Raw genomic sequence first — 23,742 nt, 5'->3', positions numbered from 1 at the left:
AACAGGCCGGACGCCCGGCCGACGATTCGGCCCCCGCCGAATCCGTCCTGCGCCACGAACGCGCGGATCCGCTCAGGTGCTCAACAGGTCCAGCGCGAGCAGGTCGTCGGCCTCGTAGGGCATCGACGTGGTGACCCGATCCGCCACGCCTGCAAAACGGGCGCGGACCTCGGCCCCGACCAGGTCGAGCTCGCCGACCACGGCAAACGTCGCGAGCACCTCGTCGTCGACGAGGTCACCGAGCTCGTCCCACCGCCCGGCCTTGGTCAGCGCGTGCGCGTCGCCGTGCAGGTCGCCCCAGCCGTGGTGCTCCAGCACGGGCGCGTACGCCGGCGTCGAGGCGTAGAAGCCGATCTGCTGCCGCACCCCGGCGACGGCCGCTGCCAGCTGCTCCTCGGTCCGGCCGGTCGCGACCATGCAGAGCGTGGAGATCTCGAAGGGCCGGCCGTCGCGGTCGTGGGCCGAGCGGCTGCGCCGTACCGACGGTGCCACCACGTCGGCGAGGTAGCTGCGCGAGAGCAGCGGATGACAGATCACCCCGTCGGCCACCGCGCCGGCCGCCTCGAGCATCCGCGGGCCGACGGCGGCCAGCCACACGCGCGGGCTCGGGCCGTCGAGCGGCCCCGGCGAGAACAGCGGCGGCATCAGCGTGTGCTCGTAGAAGTCGCCCCGGAAGTCGAGCGCGTCGCCGGTCTGCCACGAGTTCCAGATTGCGCGAAGCGCCTCGACGTACTCCTGCATCCGGGCGGCCGGTTGCGACCACGGCATGGCGTACCGGCGGGTGATGTGCGGCTTGATCTGCGAGCCGAGGCCGAGGACGAGGCGGCCCCCGGAGAGCCGGTGCAGGTCGTACGCCGAGTAGGCGGTCGACATCGGGGTGCGGGCGAACGCGACCGCGATGGAGGTGCCCAGCTCGATCCGCTCGGTCGTGGTGCTGGCCAGGGCCAGCGCCACATAGGGGTCGTGGGCCGCCTCGGCGACGAACAGGCCGCGCACGTCCCCGCGTGCCTCTGCCTCCCGGGCCAGGTCCGCGATCCGCCCGGGGTCGCCGTGGAACGCGATGTCCACCGCGACCGCGGCCTCGTCGCTCATGCGACCGCACGGCTCCCGACGAACGCGCGGACCCTCGCAGCGACCAGGTCGGGCTGCTCGGTGACGACCCAGTGCCCACCGGGGATCTCCTCGACGGTCAGGTCGTCGACGTACGGCACCGGTGACTGCGTCGCCATCGGCAGCCGGACGTACGGGTCGTCGACCGGCGCGAGCACCAGCACGGGGACCGGGACCGGTGCGGGCCGGGGACGCAGAACCCGTCGTGTCACGTTGGCGCGGTAGAGGTTGATCGCGTTGGTCTTGTCGGCCGCGCTGCGGCGGAAGGAGCCACCGGCGACCCGCTCGACCGGCGCCCGGCGCAGCACGAGCTCGGGGACCGCGGGCACCTGGAAGGCGACGACGTACGTCGAGGAGACCAGCTGGCGCAGGGTCGCGCGACCGTGGCCGCGCCCGCGGAACCACGCGCCCACGTAGTCGAGAGAAGGCCCGGAGACCGAGGTGAAGGTGGCCACCCGCTCGGCGAGCCGAGGTTCGGAGAGCGGCTGCCACAGCTGGATCGAGCCCCAGTCATGGCCAAGCAGGTGGACCGGCGCGTCCGGGCTGACCGCGTCGAGCACCGCGAGGAGGTCGTCGCCGAGCTGGTCGATCCGGTACGCCGCTCGCCCGGCGGGCTTGTCGGACTCGCCGGCACCTCGGACGTCGTAGGAGACGAAGCGGTAGTCCCCGGCGAGCTCGCCGGCCACCCCGTCCCACACCGCGTGGTTGTCGGGGTAGCCGTGGACCGCGACGATGACCGGCCTGTCGGAGCGGCCGGACTCGTGGACCGCCAGCCGGACACCGTCGGTCGAGGACACCCATCGCGTCGCCATGCGGCCACGCTCCCGGTTCATTGAACGGGTGTCAACAGCCCCGGCGAGTGACCTCAGGCAGCGTGGGCGGTGGCGGGCGCAGCGGCGCCGGAGCGCTCGACGCGCCACGTCGCCATCGCACCGCACGAGCAGGCGTAGCGCACGTCGAACCCCTGTGCGGTCTGCTGAAGGCTGCGGATCTGGTCGGTGAAGACGAGCTCCCGCTTGCCGCACGCGGTGCAGACATTGGCGAACATGGTGACCTCCTGTGATCTTGTCTCTCACCCTCAAGTGTGGGCTGCGGTGATCGATAGGGGTAGCCTTGGTTTCCTTGTGAAGGCATAGGCTGTGCCTATGCTTTCCCTGCACCAGCTGACCTGCTTCCTGGCGGTCTACGAGCGCGGCTCGCTCACCGCCGCCGCCGAGCAGCTCGGCTATGCGCAGCCGAGCATCTCCGAGCAGATCCGCGGCCTCGAGCGGACCCTCGGTGTCGCGCTGTTCACGCGGGTGGGCCGCGGGGTGGTCCCGACGACCGCGGGCGAGTCGCTGCGACCGCACGCTGAGCGGACGATCGCCGCCGCCGACGAGGCGCGACGTGCGGTGCAGAGTGTCACGGCGCTGGAGACGGGGACGGTGCGCTTCGGCATCTTCGGCACGGCCCGCCTGTACGCCGGCGCTGCGCTGGTCGCCGACATGCTCCAGGACCATCCCGGTGTCCGCGTGGAGCTGATCGGCCAGAACTCGGCCGACGTGCAGGAGCAGCTGCGCCGCGGCTGGATCGAGGCGGCGATGATCGCCGTCACCCAGGTCAGCAGCGAGGGGCTCGACGTCACGCCGGTCGCGCGGGACGAGCTCGTCTACATCAGCACCGACCCGAGCCGGCTGAGGTCACCGGTGACCGCCGACCGGCTGGCCCGCGCGTCGCTCGTCATGCCCGAGACCACCTGGCGAGCGACCGACTCGACGCGGGTCGTGCTGCGCCAGATGATCCACGAGACCGGCTACACCCCGACGACGCGGATCGAGGTCGAGGACGTCGAGACCGCGGTGGAGCTGGTGGGCATGGGCCTGGCCGACTCGGTCGTGCACCTCGGCGTCGCGCGGCAGCTGATCCCCCGGTTGGCACCGAAGGCCGGCCACGTGTCGCTGCGACCGAAGCAGTTCGACACCCTCGCGATCGTGCACCGGGCGGGGGCGACCCTGTCACCGGCGGCGCGGCTGATGGCCGAGCTGGCCACCCGCCGGATCCAGGCGGTCGCCGAGCCGGTCGGGCGCTCCCGCTGAGCCAGGACCGGCCGCGGCACGTCTGCCCGCGTGAACGAGTTTTCACCGCGGATTTCGTCGTCTGTAACACCCCGGACACCTGATCTGGACATATTGGATCGTGACAATCCGCTGATGTTCGAGATGGGGGTCTCCGATGAGCCAGTCCGACCAGGACCAGATCCAGCCCGACTTCGAGAGCCGGCTGCGGCTGGGTCTCAACGGGGTGCTCAACGAGCGCCCCGAGCTGCGCGAGGTGCTGCCGCTGGCGGCGCTGATGGACGACGCGCTGCGCTGGTGCGCCTGAGGCAGGTCGCGTCGAGCGGGGGTCGTCCGGTGAGGGACGGCTCCCGCTCGATCGTCATCTGCGGCCGGTCTTGAAGATGCCGCGGACGATCTCGCGCGCCGCGGTGTTCATCGCCTGCCGGAAGGCGCTCGACCGCACCACCGTCTCCACCACCGAGGGGTCCTTGCGCACCCGGCTCCCCGCCTTCGGCGCGGGCTTCTGGGCAGGCTTCTGGGCAGACTTCTGGGCAGGCTCCGCCGTCGCGGCGGCCTCCGCCTGAGCCTTCGCGGCTCCCGCCTCGAGCCTGGCCGCCAGCAGCTCGCGCGCCGACTCGCGGTCGATCGGCTCGGCGTACTTGGCGAAGAGCGGGGATGCCTTGACCTGTCCCTGCATCGCGGCCGCGTCGGCCGCGGCCATCAGCGACTGCGGCGCCCGCAGCCGGGTCCAGGCGACCGGGGTGGGCGCGCCCTTCTCGTTCATCACGGTGACGATCGCCTCGCCGATGCCCAGCGACGTGATCACCTCGCCGAGGTCGGCGTACGAGCTCGTCGGGTAGGTGTTCACCGTCTGCTTGAGCGCCTTGGCGTCGTTCGGCGTGTGCGCGCGGAGCTGGTGCTGGATCCGGGAGCCGAGCTGGGCGAGCACGTCGTCGGGTACGTCGGTCGGTGACTGGGTCACGAAGAAGACGCCGACGCCCTTGGAGCGGATCAGCCGCACGGTCTGCGCGATGGCGTCCAGGAAGGAGGTGGAGGCGCCCTTGAACAGCAGATGGGCCTCGTCGAAGAAGAACACCAGCTTCGGCTGGTCGACGTCACCGACCTCGGGCAGGTCGTGGAACAGGTCGGCGAGCAGCCACATCAGGAACGTGGAGAAGACAGCGGGCCGGTCCTGCAGGTTGGGCAGCTCGACCAGGGAGACGATGCCCTTGCCGTCGGCGGTGGTCCGCAGGAAGTCGGTGGTCGCCAGCTCCGGCTCACCGAAGAAGGCGTCCGCACCCTGGTCGGAGAACGCGATCAGCTCGCGCAGGATCACTCCGGCGGTCGCGGCCGAGAGCCCGCCCAGGTCCGTCAGGTCGGCCTTGCCCTCGTCGGAGGTCAGCCACTTGATCACCTCACGCAGGTCGGCGAGGTCGAGCAGCGGCAGGCCGGCCTTGTCGGCGTAGTGGAAGATCAGCCCGAGCGAGGACTCCTGCGTGTCGTTGAGGCCCAGCACCTTGCTCAGCAGCGTCGGGCCGAAGGCGCTCATCGTCACGCGGAGCGGGATGCCGGTGCCCTGGCCGCCGATCGCGTAGAACTCCACCGGGAAGGCGGTCGGCTTCCAGTCCTGGCCGACCGAGGCGGCCCGGGAGCGGATCTTCTCGCTGTCCTCGCCCGCGACCGACATCCCGGACAGGTCGCCCTTGATGTCGGCAGCGAAGACCGGGACGCCGGCGGCGCTCAGCTGCTCGGCCATCAGCTGCAGGGTCTTGGTCTTGCCCGTCCCGGTCGCGCCCGCGACCAGGCCGTGGCGGTTGAGCATCGCCAAGGGGATCCTGACGTGCACCTGCGCGAGGTCGGTGGCGTTGAGCATCAGGCCGCCGAGCTCGAGCGCCGGCCCCTCGAACTGGTAGCCCGCCGCAACCTCGGCGCTGATGGCGTCATCGCTCATGTCAGGAGACTAGGCCGTCGCAGAGTCCGTCCGGGCGGGCATCGTGGGGTTCTTCCTATGATGGCCGGGTGATCTTCAAGCGCGTCGGCGAAGGCCGCCCGTACCCGGACCACGGTCTCGGGCCTCGGGACTGGGCCGCGCTGCCGCCGCGCCCGGTCCGCCTCGACGACCTGGTCACCACCAAGGACACCCTCCAGCTCGCGGCGCTGCTCGACGAGGACTCGACGTTCTTCGGCGACCTGTTCGCCCACGTCGTGCTCTGGCGCGACGAGCTCTACCTCGAGGACGGCCTTCATCGTGCCCTCCGCGCGGCGCTGCAGCAGCGGCACGTCGTACACGCGCGGGTGCACGAGGTCGCGGGATGATCGGACGCAGGCTCCTCACTGGCGCCACCCTGATGGGCCTGGTCGTCGTCGTCTGCGTGATGGCCGTGTGGGGCTACCACGCCGCCACCGCGCCCATCGGTGACACGTCGAGCGGGTCCAGCAGCGACGGCCCGACGTGTGCACCCCAGGACCAGACCGTCACCAAGTACGTACGCCGCAGCGACGTCACCGTCAGCGTCTACAACGCCGGTGAACGCGCGGGTCGTGCGCAGGAGACGATGGACCTCCTCGAGCACGCCGGCTTCAAGCCCGGTGAGGTGAACAACGCGCCGGACGGCGTCGAGGCCCAGCGGGCGGCCGTCTACAGCACCAAGGACGACGACCCGGCCGCCGAGCTGGTCGCCAAGGCGCTCGGCAAGAAGACCCAGGTCGTGCACAGCGACGAGGCCCTCGGTCCGGGCGTCGACGTGGTGATCGGTGACAGGTTCAAGGGTCTCGACGCCGCGGCCCCGACACGGCTGGCCCTCCCGAAGCCCGAGACCTCCTGCAAGTAGCCGGCCGCACCGGTCGAGGCCGCTACTCGGCGGCGTCCGAGCCGAGCCAGTGCGCCAGCCGGCCGCGGAGCGACACGGCGCGGAGGCGCTGCTCGGTCTGCTCCCGGGACTTCCGCGGGGCGACCACGAGCAGCTCGTCACCGTGGCGGAGCACCGTCCGGTCCTGTGGGACCAGCGTGCGGCCGTCCCGGACGATCAGCGACACCGAGGCACCGGGTGGCAGCCGCAGCTCGCCGACCTCGACACCGTGCATCAGCGACCGGGGCGAGATCGTCACCATCAGCAGGTCGGCCGCGATCCGCTCGAGCGGGGCCGCCTCGACCTCGAGGTCGCGCGGCTCGCTGCGGCGTGCGACCCGCAGGACGCGGGCGACCCGCGGCAGGGTCGGCGCGGTCAGCAGCGTGTAGATCACCACCATCACGAAGACGATGTCGAAGAGCCGGGTGGCGCCCTCGACGTGCTCGGAGAGCGGGATCGTCGCGAGCACGATCGGCACCGCCCCGCGCAGGCCGGCCCAGCTGACGAACGCGAGCTCGGGCCACGGCATCGGCTGGACGAGGGCCGCTGCCATCACCGAGAGCGGGCGGGCCACCAGCGTGAGCGCCAGCCCGGCCGCGAAGGCGAGCCCGACGTGCTCCCAGGTGATCCGCCCCGGCGACACGAGCAGGCCGAGCATCACGAACAGGCCGATCTGCGCGAGCCACGCCATCCCCTCGGCGAACGAGCGTGTCGCCGCCCGGTGCGGCAGCTCGGAGTTGCCCAGGATCAGTGCCGCGACGTACACGGCCGCGAAGCCGGAGCCGTGCAGGAGCGCGCTCGAGGCGTAGGCGAAGAGGGTCAGCGACAGCACGGCGAGGGGATAGAGGCCGGAGGCGGGGAGTGCCGCGCGCCGCATCAGCCACGCGCCGGCGTACCCGACCAGCGCGCCGATCGCGAGGCCGACGGCCAGCTCGAGCACCACCTCGCCGGCGAAGGACAGGATGCCGTGGTTGCCGCCCGCGCTCACCAGCGTCACCAGGACGACCGTCGGCGCGTCGTTCAGGCCGGACTCCGCCTCGAGCGTGGCGTTCAGCCGGCGCGGCAACGGCACCCTGCGCAGCACCGAGAACACCGCTGCGGCATCGGTGGGCGACGTGACCGCGCCGAGGAGCACCGCCAGCTCCCAGCTCATCCCGAACAGGAAGTGGGCGACCACGGCCATCACGCCGACGCTGACCGCGACGCCGATCGTCGCCAGCGAGGCACCGAGGCGGATGACCGGCCTCATCTCACCCCAGCTCGTCGTGAGACCGCCCTCGGCCAGGATGACCACGAGTGCGGCGAAGCCCAGCGCATGGGCGAGCTCGGCGTCGGAGAAGTCCACGCCCAGCCCGGCGTCGCCCAGGCCGACTCCGATGAGGAGGTAGAGCAGCAGGCTGGGGAGGCCCAGTCGTACGGAGCCGCGGACGGCCAGGATCGCCACCAGCAGGACGCCACAACCCGCCAGGAGAGCCTGGTTGAGGGTCTGGACGTCGAGTGTCATGGGTGGCACCTCGGCGGTCGGCGGTGAGCCCGAGTCTAGGGGGCGCGCAGCCCGTGGGTGATCGCCAGACGCCGGTGGTCGCCTCGACTGAGCTCGACGCAAGGAGCAGCGAGCGCCAGCGAGCGATCAGTCGAGACCTAGAACTCGTTCTAGTTTCCACCTACCCTTGGCCCATGACCACCGAGCTGCCGGCCGTCGTCCGCGCGTCCGACCTGCCCGACGACACCGAGACCGTCGACGTCGTCGTGATCGGCTTCGGCATCGCCGGCGGCTGCGCGGCCCTCGAGGCGGCGCGCGCCGGCGCCCGGGTGGTGCTGCTCGAGCGGGCGGCCGCGTATGGCGGCACCAGCGCGATGTCGGGCGGCCACTTCTACCTCGGCGGCGGCACCGCCGTGCAGAAGGCGACGGGCCACGAGGACAGCACCGAGGAGATGTACAAGTACCTGATGGCGGTCAGCCGCGACCCGGAGCCCGACAAGATCCGCGCCTTCTGCGAGGACAGCGTCGAGCACTTCGACTGGATCGAGTCGCTCGGCTTCGAGTTCGAGCGGTCCTACTTCCCCGGCAAGGCGGTGATCCAGCCGAACACCGAGGGCCTGATGTTCACCGGAAACGAGAAGGTGCATCCCTTCCGGGACCTGGCCGTCCCGGCGCCGCGCGGCCACAAGGTGCCGGTGCCCGGCGACACCGGCGGAGCCGCCATGGTCATGGACCTGCTCGCCAAGCGGGTCGAGGAGGCCGGCGTGGAGATCCGCTACGAGACCGGCGTGACGAACCTCGTCACCGATGGTGGTCGAGCAGCGAGCGCCAGCGAGCGATCAGACGAGACCCGCGTCGTCGGCGTCGCCTGGAAGCGCTTCAAGGAGACCGGCCACCTCAAGGCGAAGGCGGTGGTCGTCGCGGCGGGCGGGTTCGTGATGAACCCCGAGATGGTCGCAGAGAACACCCCGGCGCTCGGCTCGAAGCTCTTCACGCTCGGTAGCACCTACGACGATGGGCTGGGCATTCGGCTCGGCCGGTCGGCCGGGGCGGAGCTGCGGTTCATGGACGAGCCGTTCATCACCGCGCCGTTCTACCCGCCGTCGCAGCTCGTCACCGGCATCGTCGTGAACGAGCACGGTGAGCGCTTCGTCGCCGAGGACAGCTACCACTCGCGGACGTCGGGCTTCGTGATGGACCAACCGGACCAGGCGGCGTACCTGATCGTGGACTCGGCGCACATCGAGCACCCGTCGATGCCGCTGTGCCCGTTCATCGACGGGTGGGAGACGGTGCCGGAGATGGAGCAGGCGCTCGGCATCCCGGCGGGGCGGCTCGAGGCGACGCTCGCGTCGTACAACGAGCACGCGCGGGTCAAGGAGGACCCGGCCTTCCACAAGGCACCGGAGTGGCTCGAGCCGCAGGACCAGGGCCCGTGGGGCGCCTACGACCTGAGCCTCGGCAAGGCGCTGTACGCCGGCTTCACCCTCGGTGGGATGCGCACCACCGTCGACGGCGAGGTGGTCGCCGACGGTGGTCAGGTGATCAGCGGCCTGTACGCCGCCGGCGCGTGTGCGGCGAACATCGCCCAGGACGGCAAGGGCTACTCCTCGGGGACCCAATTGGCCGAAGGGTCCTACTTCGGACGCCGCGCCGGGCGGCACGCGGCCACCGCGGGCTAGACCACCACATGTCCGACCTGTCGCCTTTGTCCGACATGAGGATCGGCCGGACGTCCACCCGGAGATAGCCCGTTCGGGCCATGGGTGACGTCGGTCAGTCGGTCTGGTCGCGGCTGCCCGGAGCGCCACGCATGATGAGCGGCAGCGGATCAGTTTCAAGGCCGGGCGGGGGCTCGGCCACTCACCTGGGGGTCGTCTCGCATGTCTTCTCGTCGGTCACTGGCGCGTCCGCGCCGCGCGTTCATCGGCGCCATCGCCGTCAGCCTGGCGTTCCTCGGTCTTGCGATCCCGCGCGCTGCTGATGCAGCTCCCGGTGACAACGCAGCGGTCGCGACGGTCACGCCCGCCTCCGTGACGGCCGGCTCGCACACGAACTTCACCCTGAAGGTGACCGGCGGCAACCTCAACGGCAATGTCGCCTCACGCATCGAGGTGGACGTGCCCGCCGGCTTCAACAACGTGAACGTCGTGGCGAACTCGTTCACCACGTCTGCCGGCCTGACGGGATGGAGCCAGGGCTTCCAGTCTCCGCAGACGATCGTCTTCACGCAGAGCAATGCCAGCAAGGGCCTCGGGTCGTCCGAGTTCGTCCAGGTCCACGTGACGGCCGACGCGATCGGCAGCGGCGACCAGAGCTGGACGACCCGCGCATGGAAGGGCCCCAAGGACTCGAGCAACGCCCTCCCCGTCCTGGCCTCGCCGGTGGTGACCATCACGGGCGGCACCCAGGCGATCTCGCTGACCGACCCTCCCGACACGACGTGGCCCGTGGCGGACTTCGACGCGGCGGCGACGTCGACCAGCAGTGCGAACCCGATCACCTTCGGCGGCGGCCAGGGCGCGGTCTGCACGGTGAGCGCGGTCGGCCACGTCCACGTGGTCGCTCCGGGCGACTGCACCATCGTCGCGAACCAGGCGGCCGGCAAGGGCTACACGGCGGCGCCCGAGGTCCAGCAGACCTTCACGATCGCGAAGGCGAGCCAGACCATCACCTTCGCCGACATCTCCGACGCCCAGGTCAACGACCTTCCGATCACACCTCACGCCACGTCGAGCTCCGGGCTCACTGTCGCCTTCGACGTGACCGGTGACTGCTCGTACGACGGCAGCAAGGTCACCATCGTGCGCGCCGGCGCGTGCTCCGTGACGGCTCACCAGCCTGGAGACGCCTTCTACAAGACCGCCGCCGCCGTCACGAAGAGCTTCGGCATCGCCAAGGACAGCGCGACCGTCTCGCTCTCCGACCTGACCTTCACCTACGACGGCCACGCACACGCACCGACCGTCACGACGGTCCCCGCCGGCCTCGGCGTCACCCTGACCTACAGCAGGAGCGGGGCGCCCGTCACCTCTCCGACGGACGCCGGTGCCTACGTCGTCACCGCCACGGTCGACGACCACGACTACACCGGAGCACAGTCCGGGTCCCTCGTGATCAACAAGGCGGTCGTCGTCGGGCACTTCACCGCTCAGTCGAAGACCTATGACGGATCGACCGACGCCACGAAGCTGACCGAGACGCTCTCCGGAGCCGGGGATCTCGCGAACGACGACGTGCACCTCACCGGAGGAGTTGCGAGCTTCGAGAGCAGGGACGCCGGCTCGGACAAGACAGTGACGCTCACCGGCGCATCGCTGACCGGCAACGACAGCGACAACTACACGCTGTCCACGGCGCTCCCGATCACCGCGACTGCCGACATCGACCGGCGACCGATCCACGCGCTCCTCGACGCCACCGACAAGGAGTACGACCGCACGACGGACATCGTCGCCGGGGAGGTGAGCGCCACCCTCGAGGACGGAGTCGTCGTCTCGCCCGACGTCGTCGGCGTCGCCATCGACGCGGCGAGCTTCGACGGCACCGACGTCGGTGCTCACATCGTCACGGCGACCGTCCACCTGACCGGCGGTGACCGGTCGAACTACGAGCTGGTCAGCGACTCGATCAGCGATGCCGCCGGCATCTCGAAGCGGCTCGTGACCGGCAGTCTCACGGTCGCCGACAGGGTGTACGACGGTTCGACCAACGCCGTGGCGGCCTCCACCGACCTCGACCGCGACCTGCCGGCCGACGACGTCCACCTCGTGGTCCCCCACGCGACGTTCACCTCCAGGGACGTGGGCACGTGGACGGTCAACGCCGACTTCGCCCTCGGCGGTGCTCGCGCATCCCAGTACGCCCTGACGCTGAGCACGGGCACCACGACGGCGAGCATCACGCCTGCCGGCCTGACCGCACATGTCTCCGCCGACAGCCGGACCTACGACACCACCACCTACGCTGCTGCCCACGCCGTCGGGGATGGGCTCAGCGACCTGGCGGACCCCGATGACGACGTCCAGCTCGTCGTCGGCAGCGCGCACTTCGACACCAAGACCGTCGGCGCGGCCAAGGACGTGACCGTGGACGTCACGCTGGCAGGCACGGACGCCGGCAACTACTCGCTCGCGGGAACCGCCCACACGGTCGCGGACATCACCCCCGCACCGCTGACCGCGACCATCACGGCGGCGAGCAAGTCCTACGACGCGACCACCCACGCCGACACGACGTCCGGCCTGAGCGGCGTCCTCGGCACCGACGTCGTCCATGGCCACAGCGACGGCGCGTTCGAGGACAAGAACGTCGGCACCGGCAAGGTCGTCTCCGCGGCCATCACCATCGACGGAGCCGACTCCGGCAACTACACCGTCAACGACACTGCGACGGCGACCGCCGACATCACGCCCGTCGACCTGACCGCCACTGCCAAGGCCCACGACAAGGTCTACGACTCGACCACGGACGCGACGTCGTACGACGGCGAGCTGCACGGCCTGGTCAACGACAACGAGAAGGTGACCCTCCACCTGGGCCAGGCCCACTTCGACGACAAGAACGTCGGCGCGGACAAGCTCGTCACGGTCGCTGTGTCGATCGACGGGGCGGATGCGGCCAACTACACCTTCGGCCCGACGCTCACGACGAAGGCCGGCATCACGCCGCTCGCCGTGACGGCCTCGATCACGGCCGACCCGAAGACGTACGACGGCACGACGGGGGCCACGGTTCACCCCTCGGTGACCGGCCTGGCCGGCGATGACCTGTGGGTCTCAGGGACCGGCAGCTTCGCCAACAAGAACGCCGGCACCGGCAAGACCGTCACGTCGACCGACCTCACCCTGCACGGCGCAGATGCGGGCAACTACACCGTCAACAGCACGGCCACCACGACTGCCGACATCGCGCCGGTCCACCTCCTCGGCCTGTGGTCGGCCGCGAGCAAGGTCTACGACGGCGACGCGACCGCGACCGTGACGACGTACCCGCTTGCAGGAGTCGTTCCCGGCGACTCCGTCACCCTCGACGTCGCCGGCGCCCATTTCGACGACGAGCTGGTGGGCACGGGCAAGACCGTCACCACAACGGTCTCGATCATCGGCGGCAACGGCAACTACGTGCTGACCAATGCCGGCGACCAGACGACGACCGCGGACATCACCGCGCGCCCGGTGACCGGCTCGATCACTGCCGACAACAAGGGGTACGACGGGACGTCGACGGCAGTGGTGCACGCCCACCTCGGGGCGTTCGTCAGCGGAGACGACCTGACGCTCAGCGGCACCGGGACCTTCGCCGACAAGAACGCGGGTGCCGGCAAGAAGGTGACCTCCACCGACCTCGCCCTTGCTGGCGCGGACGCCGGCAACTACAGCCTGGTTCCGGGGCCGTGGACCACCACGGCCACGATCACCGCGAAGCCCGTCACCGGCTCGTTCACGCCGAACAGCAAGGTCTGGGACGGCACGGACTCGTTGACGACCTCCGGACTCAGCCTGACCGGTGTTCTCGCAGCCGACGCGGCCAACGTCACCCTGACGGGCGGACCGACCACCTTCCCGTCCGCCGCCGTCGGCGACTACGTCGTCGCGGGCACAGGCTTCAGCCTCACCGGCTCGGCAGCAGGCAACTACTCGCTGACCACGCCGCTGGCTGCGAAGCCGGCCTCGATCACGCCGCTGTACTCCGGCAAGGGCTTCTACGCCCCGGTCGACATGCCCAACCCGGCAATCGTGTGGAACACGGTCAAGGGCGGGCAGACGGTGCCGTTGAAGTTCGAGATCTTCAACGCCTCCGGGACGGTCGAGCAGAGCTCGCTCGCGGTCTTCGGCAGTGATCCGACGAAGGCCTTCACGGCGAAGCAGGTCACGTGTGACGTGAACGCGACGAACGTCGACGCTCTCGAAGTGGTGACCACCGGTGGCACCAGCCTCAGGTACGACTCGACCGCCGGCCAGTACATCCAGAACTGGAAGACGCCGGTCACGGCGAACGCCTGCTACAAGATCTGGGTCACGACCCAGGACGGCACCACCGTGGGCCCGGCGTACTTCCAGCTCAAGAAGTAGTCCGCGCGACAGCACGTACGAGGACCCTGCCGAGGGAGGGCAGGGTCCTCGTGCGTCTACCGTGACCTCGTGAGCAAGCAGCACGCCCAGCGCCTTCGCGTCGCCGAGCGGGCGAACGTGCCCCCGTTCCACGTGATGGACCTGCTGGCCGCGGCCAAGGAGCGGCAGGCCCGGCACGGCGATCTCGTGAACTTCGTCGCCGGCCAGCCCTCCACCGGCGCGCCCGTTGCCGTGCGCGAGGAGGCGAAGCGGCTGCTCGACGAGGACCTGCTGGGCTACACCGTCGCGACCGGCGTACCGGAGCTGCGGGCCGCGATCGCGGCTCATCACCGTCGGGCCTCCGGCATCGAGGTCACCGCCGACGACGTGGTCGTCACCACCGGGTCCTCGGGTGGCTTCCTGCTGGCGTTCCTGGCCGCCTTCGAGCCGGGCGACCGCGTGGTGATGGCGCGTCCCGGCTACCCGTGCTACCGCAACGTGCTGACGGCTCTCGGCTGCGAGGTCGTCGAGGTCGACTGCGGGCCCGCGACGCGCTTCCAGCCGACCGTCGAGCTGCTCGAGGCGGTCCCCGGCCCGGTCGCCGGCGTCGTTCTCGCCTCCCCGGCCAACCCGACGGGCACGATGGTCCCGGCTGAGGAGCTGGCCGCGATCGCGTCATGGTGCGAGGAGCAGGGGGTGCGGTTGATCTCCGACGAGATCTACCACGGGATCACCTACTCGGGCTCTACCTCCTCGGCCTGGCAGACCTCACGCACCGGCGTGACCTTCGGGTCCTTCTCGAAGTACTTCTCGATGACCGGCTGGCGGCTGGGCTGGATGCTCGTGCCCGACGACCTGCGCCGGCCGGTCGACGTCCTCACCGGCAACTTCACGATCTGCCCACCCGTGCTCGCCCAGTACGCCGCCCTGGCCGCGTTCACCCCCGAGTCCTACGCCGAGCTCGACGGCCATGTCGCGCGCTACGCGAACAACCGGCGGACGTTGCTCGAGGGCCTTCCTCGCCTCGGGATCGACCGGCTCGCGCCCGCCGACGGCGCGTTCTACGTCTACGCCGACGTCGGCCACCTCACCGACGACTCCTACGGCTGGTGCCTGCGGATGCTGGAGGAGACCGGAGTCGCGATGGCGCCCGGGATCGACTTCGACACCCGGCGCGGCACCGAGTTCGTCCGCCTCTCGTTCGCGGGCACGTCGACCGAGATCCTCGAGGGCCTCGACCGCCTCCAGGGTTGGCTGTCCCGATGAGCGTCGAGCTGCGGTCGATCGCCGTGCACCCGGTGAAGAGCACCGCGATCCGGCACGTCTCCTCTGCCGAGGTGCGTCCCTGGGGCCTGGCCGGCGACCGGCGCTGGATGGTGGTCGACGCCGACTCGGCGCTGGTCACCGCCCGTGAGCTGCACGAGCTGTTCACGATCACCGCCGACACCCCGCAGACCGATCCACCGGCTCCCAAGGCGCTGCGGCTGTCGGCAGACGGTCACGATCCGCTGGACCTGGCCGAGCCGGACTCCCAGCTCGTGCCGGTGCGCCTCTTCGACCACGACCTGCTCGCGCGGCCGGTCGACGACGAGGCGAACCACTGGCTCCGCACGGTGCTCGGGCGCGACGACCTCTCCCTGGTGTGGTGCGACGACCCGACGAGGCGATCGCTGAACCCGTTGCACAGCCGCCCCGGCGACCACACCGCGTTCGCCGACGGCTACCCGGTCACCCTCGCCTCACTGGAGTCGCTGGCCCGGCTCAACGACTGGATCGCCGAGGACGCCCTGCTGCGGGGCGAGGAGCCGGGCCCGCGGCTCCCGATCGAGCGGTTCCGGCCCAACCTGGTCGTCCGCGGTGCCGAGCCGTTCGCCGAGGACGGCTGGGACCGGGTACGGATCGGTGAGGTCACCTTCCGCAAGGCCAAGCTCGTCGACCGCTGCGTGATGACCACGATCTCCCTGCTCGACCTCGAGACCGGCAAGGAGCCGATCCGCACGTTGGCACGGCACCGGCAGTGGGACGGCAAGACGTGGTTCGCCGTCCAGCTGATCCCGGAGACCACCGGCACGATCACGGTGGGCGACCGCGTGGACGTGGACTAGGCGCGAGCCGACACGGCGTCGAACGGCGACTCGATGACGGCCTGCGGCGCCTCGGACGGAGCGTCCACGGGTGCCATCCGGCCGTCAGCTCCCAGGGTCGTGAAGCAGTAGCCACGGTGGCGAGCGACGCGGATGACGGTCGGCACTGCGGCGATCGACGCCGGCGAGTTCCGGACGCCGTCGTGCTGGAGCACGATGTTGCTCTCGTGCGGTCGGAGCTGGTGCAGGATCGCGCTCGCGATCTGCCGGCTCGAGCCTCCGCGCCAGTCGTCGGAGTCGACGTCCCAGAGCACCGGGACCAGCCCGAGCGCATGCACGTCCGCGCGCACCCGGGCGTCGACGTCGCCGTACGGCGGCCGCATCAGCGTCGTCGACGGGATCTGCTCGCGTCGCAGGATCGTGGCAGTGCGCCGCACCTCCGTGCGGATCTGCGCGTCCGACAGCCGGGTGAGCAACGGGTGCGACCAGGTGTGGTTGCCGACGGCGAATCCGGCCCTGCTGACGAGCCGCGCCTCGCGTGGCGCGGTGCGGACACGGCTGCCGACCATGAAGAAGGTCGCCGGCACCTGTTCGTCCTGGAGGATGCGGACCAGGCGCGCAGTCACGCCGCGCGCGGGGCCGTCGTCGAAGGTGAGCGCCACGAGGCCCGCCGGGCACGAGATCGGCGTGGACTGGCGGCTGCTGCTCAGCGACGCGGTGCGGACGACAGGCTTCACGCCCGCGGCCGCCGCGGTCCCCGTGGACCTCGCTGTCGAGGCCACGGTGGTCGTCGAGGCCACCGCACTCGTGTTGCCCGCGACCAGTGCGACCAGACCGGTCAGCGCAGCTCCGAGTGCCGCGACCCGCATGTCCAACCCCATGTGAGGAAGAGTCTCAGGCGCTGAGCGCCGCGCTGAGCACATCCGCGAGGTGCGAGACGAACTTCTCGTGGTTGAGACGCTGCCGCCGCCCCGCCGCGCGGGAACGAGCGCGCTCGGCCAGTGCGCCGGTGAGGAAGGTCACCATGAGGGCCGTCCTCTCGCGCGCCAGCACCGGACCCACCTCGGAGACCAGGAGCGTGCCGAGGCCGCGCAGCTGTGCCTCGAGCACCGTGCCGGCCAGGACCGGGTTGGGACGCCCGGCACCTACCCCGGACCAGTCCGAGACCTGTTCCATGATCTGCAGGAAGTCCCGCCCCGACTCGGTCTCGAGCAGCGCTGCCGTCGGCTCGACGATCGCGACCACGACCGCGTGCAGGCCGGCATCCGGCGAGGGAGGTCGGCGCCGCTCGTCCATGTCGGCGAGGTGGCCGGCGACGATGGCGCGGAGCAGCCCCTGCCTCGAGCCGAAGTGGTAGCCGACGGCCGAGTCGTTCGCCTGGCCCGCGTCGCGCACGATGTCGGCCAGCCGTGCTCCCTTCACGCCGTCACTGGCGAAGCGACGCTCGCCCGCCCTGATCAGCCGAGCTCGTGTGCGGGTTGCGTCGCGGGCCATGGTCGCTGATACTAACAAAGCGCGTTATTAACAGGTGTTGTTAGGAGGAGGTGAGTCGTGACGGTCGCCTACGACCCCCTTGACCCCGCTGTGCTGGCCGACCCCTACCCGGCCTACGCCTGGCTGCGCGACCACGACCCGGTGCACCACCACCCGGGTGACCACCGGGCACCCGCGTTCTGGGCGCTCTCGCGGTTCGACGACGTGTGGGACGCGGTGAGACGACCCGAGATCTTCTCGTCGGCGAGCGGTCTGACCTTCTTCGTGGACGAGATCGGCCGGCTCGGCATCCCGCCGACGATCGTGATGCTCGATCCCCCGGTCCAGCCGCGGTTGCGAGCCCTGATCGGGCGGGGGTTCACGCCGAAGCGGGTGATGTCGCTCGAGGGCCGGATCCGCGCCTTCGTCCGGTCGCGCCTCGGCGAGCTGGCCGCGCGCCACGCCGACGGGGCGGCAGTCGACTTCCACGCCGAGTTCGCGAGCACCGTCCCGACGTACGTGCTGGCCGAGCTGTTCGGCGTGCCCGAGGAGGACCGGGCGCTGTTCGCCCCGTGGGTGCACGCGCTGACCCGGCTCCAGAACGACGGCTTCGGCAGCGCGGCCCTGGCCGCGGGCCAGGAAGGTCCCGGAGCCCTCCAGGCGATGGCCGAGATGATGGAGTACTTCTCGGGCGCGATCGCCGACCGGCGCGCCCGTCCGCGGGAGGACCTGCTCGGCGCGCTGGTCGCCGCGGAGCTCGACGGCGAGGTGCTCTCCGACTGGGACATCCTCGGCTTCTGCTTCGTGGTCGTCGCCGGCGGGAGCGACACCACTGCGGCACTGATCTCCCACGCGGTCACGCTTCTCGGCGAGGCGCCCGACCAGCGCCGGCTGCTTCTCGACGACCCGGGCCTGATCCCCAACGCGTTGCTCGAGTTCCTGCGCCTGGAGTCCTCCGTGCAGGGCCTTGCGCGGACGACGCTGGCCGACGCCGACGTCGGGGGCGTCACGATCCCGGCAGGGCAGAAGGTGATGATGCTGTACGCCGCCGCGAACCGCGACCCGCGCGAGTTCGGGCCGGACGCCGACGTCCTCGACGTCCGGCGGGAGATCCCGCGCCACCTCGCCTTCAGCAGCGGGCCGCACTTCTGCGTCGGGAGCCACCTCGCCCGGCTCCAGGCTCGAGTGGCGCTCGAGGAGCTGCTCGCCGCGCATCCACAGGTGGCCGTCGACCCGGCTGCCGGCCGGCGGCACGAGTCGGCGTTCGTGCGCGGATGGGTCTCGCTGCCGGTCGCTTCGCTCTGACCGGCGCTGCGTGCGGGTCCGCGCTCGGTCGTCCTCTACGCTGCGGCCCGGGAGGTCGGATGAGGGTTCGCTGGATCGTCGCGCTGTGCGGCGTACTCCTGCTCTCCGCGCCGGGCACCGCCTCCGCCGAGATCGTCCGCCACCGCGACCCGGTGGGCGACGTCGCCCGGAGCCCGGTGGGCGCCAACGCCTACGCACCGGCGCCGACCCAGGTCCAGGGGGACATCCTCTCGACCCGGGTGAGCTTCGCGCGACGGGCGGTCTGGATCCGCTACCGGCTGCAGGACCTCGCCATGACCGGCAACGGCAACTTCCACCTGGTCGGGATCACCTCTGACCGGCGCGACCGCTCGGTCGAGATCGACGCCTTCCCCGGTCACTGGGAGGGCAGCGCCGTCGTCACGACACCACGAGGGCTCGCCGTCGCCTGCGCGGTGTCGTACCGCATCGACTACGACCGGAACCGGGTGAGCCTGCGGATGCCACGCACGTGCCTGGGCAGGGCCAGCTGGGTCCGGGTCGGCATCCGCACCACGGTGGCCGGAGCCAAGTACGCCTACGTCGACGACGCCCGCGCCACCGGCTACTCCGCGGACCTCCACTACGGCCGGCGGGTGCACCGCTGAACCGGGAGTTCCCGAAAATGCCAGCGACTGGTTCGCCGGGCGACATACGCTTCCGCCTGCTGCGGTCACAGGGACCGCTGATCCCGGGAGATCCCATGAGACTCGTTCGTTCCGCCCTGGTCGTCGCCGCCGCTGCCGCGGTCGCGCTCGCCCCGGCCACCGCCCTCGCTGACGGGGCCAGCCACACCGACACGACCGGCGACGTGCAGTCCGTGCCGATCACCGGGAGCGCGAACGTGCCCGTCGGCACGCCCGCCACCCCGGAGCCGACCGTGAGCAACGGTGACATCACCTCGGTGCGAGCGACCAACAGCGCCCGGAAGGTCAAGGTCGTCCTGCACTTCGCCGACCTGCACACCTCAGGCGAGTACCAGGTCCACGAGGCCTACATCGCCACCAAGGGTGCCGACCGGGTCGCGGTCGTCACCGCCGGACCGGGCAACTGGGCCGGCAAGGCCAACCTGTTCACGCCGAAGTTCAAGAAGGTGCGCTGCAGCGTCCGGCGCCACATCGACTACACGCGCCACACGGTCGTCCTGAAGGTCCCGTCCTCCTGCCTGGGCCACCCCAAGGTCATCAAGGTCGGCGCCGCCACCGTGATCAACGAGGCCGGGAAGTTCTTCTACGACGACGGGTACAAGACCCTCGGCGGGTTCCGGGACTCCTTCGCACTGAGCCCCAAGATCCACCGCTAGGCACGTCTGGACAGGAACGCGAGCATCGCCTCGCGGGCCTCGTCCGAGCCGAAGAGGCGGGCGCTGAGGGCGATCATGTCCTCGGCGCCCGCTTCGAGGTTCTCCAGGAGACCCCGCGCGAGCAGGGCCTTCGTCTCGCGCAGGCCCTGGGCATGCGCCTTCGCGAGGTCCGCACACGCGGCGCTCACCGCCTCGTCCAGGTGGGCGTCGGGCACCGACCGCGTGACCAGGCCCATCGCTGCCGCCTCGGCCGCGTCGAACGTGCGCCCGGTCAGCAGGGTGTCGTACGCCGCCCGGCTGGTCAGCCGCGGCAGCACCGTCAGCGAGATCACCGCCGGTGCCAGCGCCAGCCGCGACTCGGTGAACGCGAAGCTGACCTCGTCGCTGCAGATCACCAGGTCGCTCGCGGCCACGATCCCGAGGCCGCCGGCCCGCACCGGCCCGGCCAGGCGGGTGATGACCGGCAACGGGTGGCTGAGGATCCGGCGCTGCAGGTCGACGAGCGCCCGCGCCCCCTCCTGCATCGAGCCGGCCGCCGCCTCGTTCAGGTCGGCGCCGGAGCAGAACACCCGCTCCGCCGACCGCAGCACCACCACCTTGGCCTGGTCGTCGCCCGCCGCCCGGTCCAGGCGCTCGAAGAGCTCGCCCACCAGCTGGCGCGACAGCGCATTGCGGTTGTGCGGGGAGTCCAGCGTGATCGTGGCGACCCCGTCGGCCACCCCGTAGTGCACCAGCTCGGTCATCCGGCTCCTCGTTGAGTTGGGTCCCACTACCCGTCGAGTTGGGTGTTCCTGTCCATTGAATCGGGAGTTCCTGCCGTGCGCTGGGCAGGTACGCCGTACTCACCGGTCCGGGACCCCCGACTCAACGGTCAGGGAGTCCCGACTCGACGAGTCTTTCAGTAGGACTTCGGCAGGCCCAGGGAGTGCATGCCGACGTAGTTCAGGATCATCTCGCGGCTGACCGGGGCTATCCGGCCGGCGCGCGCGGCGACGAGGAGGCCGGCGACGCCGTACTCCTGGGTGATGCCGTTGCCACCGTGGGACTGCACGGCAACGTCCGCAGCGGCACAGGCCACCTCGGCGGCCGCGTACTTGGCCATGTTCGCCGCCTCGCCGGCACCCATGTCGTCCCCGGCCTCGTAGAGCGCCGCGGCCTTCTGGGTCATCAGCCGCGCCAGCTCGATCTCGATCTTCGTCTGCGCGAGTGGGTGCGCGAGGCCCTGGTGCGAGCCGATCGGTGCACCGAAGACCTCGCGGCCCTTGACGTACTCGACCGCACGCTCCAGGGCGTGCCGGGCCAGGCCGGTCGAGAAGGACGCCGCCATGATCCGCTCCGGGTTCAGGCCGGCGAAGAGCTGGACGAGCCCGGCGTCCTCGTCGCCGACCAGCGCGTCGGCGGGGAGCCGGACGTCGTCGATGAACACCTGGAACTGCTTCTCGGGGCTGACGATCTCCATCGGGATCGCGGTGTACTCGAAGCCCTTCGCGTCGGTCGGTACGACGAACAGGCACGGCTTGAGCTTGCCCGTCTTCGCGTCGGCGGTCCGCGAGACGACGAGCACGTTGTCGGCCTCGTCGACGCCGGAGATGAAGATCTTCTGGCCCTTGAGCACCCACTCGTCGCCGTCGCGCCGCGCCGTCGTGGTGATGTTGTGGGAGTTGGTCCCCGCATCGGGCTCGGTGATGGCGAAGGCCATCGTCGAGGTGCCGTCGGCGATCCCGGGCAGCCACCGCTCCTTCTGGGCAGCCGTGCCGAAGCGCGAGATCACGGTGCCGCAGATCGCCGGGGACACCACCATCATCAGCAGCGGGCAGCCCTGCGCGGCAAGCTCCTCGCAGACCGCGGCCACGTCTCCGATGCCGCCACCCCCGCCGCCGTACTCCTCGGGGATGTTGACCCCCAGGTAGCCGGCCTTCCCGATGGCCAGCCACAGGTCGGTGGTCTTCTCACCCGAGCGGGCCTTGTCGGTGAAGTACTCCCGGCCGTACGTCGAGGCCAGCTTGGCGACCTGGCGCCGCAGCTCCAGGCGCTCCTCCGACTCGGTGAACGCGGTCATCCTTCTTCTCCTTCATCTGACGTCACGACGGCGAGCACGTCGCCCGCCGAGACCTGTTGCCCGACCTGCACGGCGACGTCGACCGCGCCGCTCGCCGGAGCGTTGATCGTGTGCTGCATCTTCATCGCCTCGAGCACGAGCAGGACCTGCCCGGCCTCGACGGTCGTCCCCGACTCCGCGTGGACCGCGATCACCGTGCCGGGCATGGGCGCGAGCAGCGAGCCTGCGCTGAGCTGCTCCGCCGGGTCGACGAACCGCGGCACCACCCGGTACGTCGCCGAACCCGTGCCCGAGTCCACGTGGACGACGTCCTCGCGCAGGACCACGTCGTAGCCGATCCGCAGGCCGTCGTGGTCGAGGACCACGCGCGACGGGCTCGCCTCGACCACCCTCGGCCCGTCGGGCAACGAGTAGCCGTCGCGCCCGCCGAACCACTCGACGTCGAGCTCGCTGCCGTCCGGCCGGGCGAGCCGGGTGAGCTGGGGCTGCGACACGACGTTGCGCCACGCCACCGGGATCCCCTGCTGGACCCGACGATTCGCCCCGTCGCGCTCGGCCAGCGCGATCGCCGCGGCCTCGCACAGGCCGTGGTCGGAGCGCTCCGGCCCGGCCAGGTCGTAGGACTCGAGGAAGTCGGTCGCGACCTCGCCCGACAGCACGCTGTCGTCCCGGAGCAGCCGCACCAGGAGGTCGCGGTTGGTCACCGGCCCGTGGATCCTCGACCGTGCCAGCACGCCGGCGAGGGTGCGGAAGGCCGCTTCACGGCTGGGTCCCCAGACGATCACCTTGGCCAGCATCGCGTCGTAGTGGGTGCCGACCTCGTTGCCGGAGACGAAGCCGCTGTCGAGGCGGCTCCCGTAGGTGCGGAACTGCTCGAACTCGAGCTCGGTCGGGATCTCGAAGGTGTCCAGCCGCCCGCTCTGCGGCTGGTAGTCCGCCGCCGGGTCCTCGGCGTAGAGGCGGACCTCCACCGCGTGGCCGCGAGGATCCGTCGGTGCGTGCGGCACGGCCTGGCCCTCGGCGATCCGGATCTGCTGCTCCACCAGGTCGATGCCGAACACGGCCTCGGTCACCGGGTGCTCGACCTGGAGCCGGGTGTTCATCTCCAGGAACGAGACCTTGTCGCCCGAGACCATGAACTCCACGGTCCCGGCGCCGACGTACGAGATCGCCTCCGCGGCCAGCCGCGCACCTTCGTGGAGCCTCTCGCGGACCTCGGACGAGAGCCCGGGGGCGGGCGCCTCCTCGACCACCTTCTGGTGGCGACGCTGCAGCGAGCAGTCGCGGTCCCCGAGGACGAGGACCCGGCCGTGGCCGTCGCCGAGCACCTGGACCTCCACGTGGCGGCCGTGCTCGAGGTAGGGCTCGCAGAAGACGGTCGGGTCGCCGAACGCGGACTCCGCCTCGGCCGCGGCCCGGGCGACCTCGTCACCGAGCCGGTCCAGCGAGCGCACGATCCGCATGCCGCGGCCGCCGCCTCCCGCCGATGCCTTCACGAGCAGCGGCAGGTCGGCCTCGGTCGCCGCCGCCGGGTCGACCTCGCCGAAGACCGGCACCCCCGCCTCGGCCATCAGCTTCTTGGCGGCGACCTTGGAGCCCATCGCCTCGATCGACTCCGGGGTCGGCCCGATCCAGGTGAGCCCGGCGTCGACCACCGCCCGCGCGAAGGCGGCGTTCTCGGACAGGAAGCCGTAGCCGGGATGGATCGCGTCGGCGCCGGCCTTCCGGGCTGCCTCGACCACCAGGTCGCCGCGCAGGTAGGTCTCGGCCGGTGTGCTCCCCGGGAGCCGGACGGCGAGGTCGGCCTCGTCGACGAACGGCAGCGCGGCGTCGGCGTCGGAGTGCACCGCAACGGTGCCGATGCCGAGGCGGCGGCAGGTCGCGAAGACGCGGCGCGCGATCTCGCCGCGGTTGGCGACAAGGATCCGCGTCACGGTGGTGGAGCGTGTCGAAACCATCTCTGGGACCC

At 71.0% G+C, this 23,742-nt stretch carries 21 protein-coding genes; 11 read left to right on the top strand and 10 right to left on the bottom strand.

The annotated features are described in order from the left end of the window. Positions 1 to 72 precede the first annotated feature (72 nt). Genes ACVW00_RS21660 through ACVW00_RS21650 form a run of 3 tightly spaced genes read right to left on the bottom strand, consistent with a single transcriptional unit; the run spans position 73 to position 2,158 of the window. Positions 73 to 1,092, bottom strand: a complete 1,020-nt coding sequence (locus ACVW00_RS21660) for a TIGR03617 family F420-dependent LLM class oxidoreductase (RefSeq protein WP_457112962.1) — start codon at positions 1,090 to 1,092, stop codon at positions 73 to 75. Next, positions 1,089 to 1,922, bottom strand: a complete 834-nt coding sequence (locus ACVW00_RS21655; RefSeq protein WP_457112961.1) for an alpha/beta fold hydrolase — start codon at positions 1,920 to 1,922, stop codon at positions 1,089 to 1,091. The genes ACVW00_RS21660 and ACVW00_RS21655 overlap by 4 nt, the downstream gene beginning before the upstream one ends. Positions 1,923 to 1,975: 53 nt before the next feature. After that, positions 1,976 to 2,158, bottom strand: coding sequence for a hypothetical protein (locus ACVW00_RS21650; protein WP_457112960.1), 183 nt, complete (start codon positions 2,156 to 2,158; stop codon positions 1,976 to 1,978). A 97-nt stretch (positions 2,159 to 2,255) separates the two neighbouring features. On the opposite strand from ACVW00_RS21650, the gene ACVW00_RS21645 reads away from it, so the two are divergent. Both ACVW00_RS21645 and ACVW00_RS21640 read left to right on the top strand, forming a co-directional pair. Further along, positions 2,256 to 3,185, top strand: coding sequence for a LysR family transcriptional regulator (locus tag ACVW00_RS21645; protein ID WP_457112959.1), 930 nt, complete (start codon positions 2,256 to 2,258; stop codon positions 3,183 to 3,185). Between the two features lie 136 nt (positions 3,186 to 3,321). Beyond that, complete coding sequence (locus ACVW00_RS21640; RefSeq protein ID WP_457112958.1) at positions 3,322 to 3,471, top strand: hypothetical protein; 150 nt, start codon at positions 3,322 to 3,324, stop codon at positions 3,469 to 3,471. Between the two features lie 54 nt (positions 3,472 to 3,525). On the opposite strand, the gene ACVW00_RS21635 is transcribed toward ACVW00_RS21640, so the two are convergent. Continuing rightward, positions 3,526 to 5,097, bottom strand: coding sequence for a helicase HerA-like domain-containing protein (locus tag ACVW00_RS21635; protein ID WP_457112957.1), 1,572 nt, complete (start codon positions 5,095 to 5,097; stop codon positions 3,526 to 3,528). A gap of 68 nt (positions 5,098 to 5,165) precedes the next feature. On the opposite strand from ACVW00_RS21635, the gene ACVW00_RS21630 reads away from it, so the two are divergent. Both ACVW00_RS21630 and ACVW00_RS21625 read left to right on the top strand, forming a co-directional pair. Then, a complete protein-coding gene (locus ACVW00_RS21630; protein WP_457112956.1) occupies positions 5,166 to 5,462 on the top strand; it encodes a type II toxin-antitoxin system VapB family antitoxin in 297 nt (98 codons plus the stop codon). Next, the gene (locus ACVW00_RS21625) at positions 5,459 to 5,977 is read left to right on the top strand and encodes a LytR C-terminal domain-containing protein (RefSeq protein ID WP_457112955.1); all 519 of its coding nucleotides are present in this window, start codon (positions 5,459 to 5,461) and stop codon (positions 5,975 to 5,977) included. Before ACVW00_RS21630 ends, ACVW00_RS21625 begins: the two co-directional genes overlap by 4 nt. Before the next feature lie 22 nt (positions 5,978 to 5,999). On the opposite strand, the gene ACVW00_RS21620 is transcribed toward ACVW00_RS21625, so the two are convergent. Then, entirely contained in the window at positions 6,000 to 7,499 is a 1,500-nt protein-coding gene (locus tag ACVW00_RS21620; protein WP_457112954.1) for a potassium/proton antiporter, read from the bottom strand. A gap of 173 nt (positions 7,500 to 7,672) precedes the next feature. On the opposite strand from ACVW00_RS21620, the gene ACVW00_RS21615 reads away from it, so the two are divergent. From ACVW00_RS21615 to ACVW00_RS21600, 4 genes are all read left to right on the top strand, one after another. Further along, complete coding sequence (locus ACVW00_RS21615) at positions 7,673 to 9,160, top strand: FAD-binding protein (RefSeq protein WP_457112953.1); 1,488 nt, start codon at positions 7,673 to 7,675, stop codon at positions 9,158 to 9,160. 201 nt (positions 9,161 to 9,361) lie between these two features. Then, positions 9,362 to 13,552, top strand: a complete 4,191-nt coding sequence (locus ACVW00_RS21610) for a YDG domain-containing protein (protein ID WP_457112952.1) — start codon at positions 9,362 to 9,364, stop codon at positions 13,550 to 13,552. Between the two features lie 69 nt (positions 13,553 to 13,621). Next, positions 13,622 to 14,797 carry a pyridoxal phosphate-dependent aminotransferase gene (locus ACVW00_RS21605; protein WP_457112951.1) on the top strand — a complete coding sequence of 392 codons (1,176 nt, stop codon included), beginning with the start codon at positions 13,622 to 13,624 and terminating at the stop codon, positions 14,795 to 14,797. Beyond that, on the top strand, positions 14,794 to 15,636 hold the full coding sequence (locus tag ACVW00_RS21600; RefSeq protein ID WP_457112950.1) for an MOSC domain-containing protein: 843 nt from the start codon (positions 14,794 to 14,796) through the stop codon (positions 15,634 to 15,636). Before ACVW00_RS21605 ends, ACVW00_RS21600 begins: the two co-directional genes overlap by 4 nt. On the opposite strand, the gene ACVW00_RS21595 is transcribed toward ACVW00_RS21600, so the two are convergent. Further along, a complete protein-coding gene (locus ACVW00_RS21595; RefSeq protein WP_457112949.1) occupies positions 15,633 to 16,496 on the bottom strand; it encodes a polysaccharide deacetylase family protein in 864 nt (287 codons plus the stop codon). The genes ACVW00_RS21600 and ACVW00_RS21595 overlap by 4 nt on opposite strands. A 13-nt stretch (positions 16,497 to 16,509) precedes the next feature. Further along, a complete protein-coding gene (locus ACVW00_RS21590; RefSeq protein ID WP_457112948.1) occupies positions 16,510 to 17,109 on the bottom strand; it encodes a TetR/AcrR family transcriptional regulator in 600 nt (199 codons plus the stop codon). Between the two features lie 57 nt (positions 17,110 to 17,166). On the opposite strand from ACVW00_RS21590, the gene ACVW00_RS21585 reads away from it, so the two are divergent. The 3 genes from ACVW00_RS21585 (at position 17,167) to ACVW00_RS21575 (ending at position 19,714) form a co-directional block, all read left to right on the top strand. Beyond that, entirely contained in the window at positions 17,167 to 18,393 is a 1,227-nt protein-coding gene (locus ACVW00_RS21585; protein ID WP_457112947.1) for a cytochrome P450, read from the top strand. 59 nt (positions 18,394 to 18,452) lie between these two features. Then, a complete protein-coding gene (locus tag ACVW00_RS21580) occupies positions 18,453 to 19,019 on the top strand; it encodes a hypothetical protein (protein WP_457112946.1) in 567 nt (188 codons plus the stop codon). Positions 19,020 to 19,114: 95 nt separating this feature from the next. Then, the gene (locus ACVW00_RS21575) at positions 19,115 to 19,714 is read left to right on the top strand and encodes a hypothetical protein (protein WP_457112945.1); all 600 of its coding nucleotides are present in this window, start codon (positions 19,115 to 19,117) and stop codon (positions 19,712 to 19,714) included. Here ACVW00_RS21575 and ACVW00_RS21570 read toward each other — a convergent pair. From ACVW00_RS21570 to ACVW00_RS21560, 3 genes are all read right to left on the bottom strand, one after another. After that, on the bottom strand, positions 19,711 to 20,457 hold the full coding sequence (locus ACVW00_RS21570) for an enoyl-CoA hydratase-related protein (RefSeq protein WP_457112944.1): 747 nt from the start codon (positions 20,455 to 20,457) through the stop codon (positions 19,711 to 19,713). The genes ACVW00_RS21575 and ACVW00_RS21570 overlap by 4 nt on opposite strands. Before the next feature lie 155 nt (positions 20,458 to 20,612). Next, positions 20,613 to 21,773 (bottom strand): acyl-CoA dehydrogenase family protein, encoded by a 1,161-nt coding sequence (locus ACVW00_RS21565; protein ID WP_457112943.1) that lies wholly within the window; start codon positions 21,771 to 21,773, stop codon positions 20,613 to 20,615. Next, positions 21,770 to 23,731: an ATP-binding protein gene (locus ACVW00_RS21560; RefSeq protein ID WP_457112942.1), complete on the bottom strand. Its 1,962-nt coding sequence runs from the start codon at positions 23,729 to 23,731 to the stop codon at positions 21,770 to 21,772. The genes ACVW00_RS21565 and ACVW00_RS21560 overlap by 4 nt, the downstream gene beginning before the upstream one ends. Positions 23,732 to 23,742 lie beyond the last annotated feature (11 nt).

Source organism: Marmoricola sp. URHA0025 HA25 (assembly GCF_054059435.1).
This window is presented reverse-complemented; position numbering and strand designations above follow the sequence as displayed.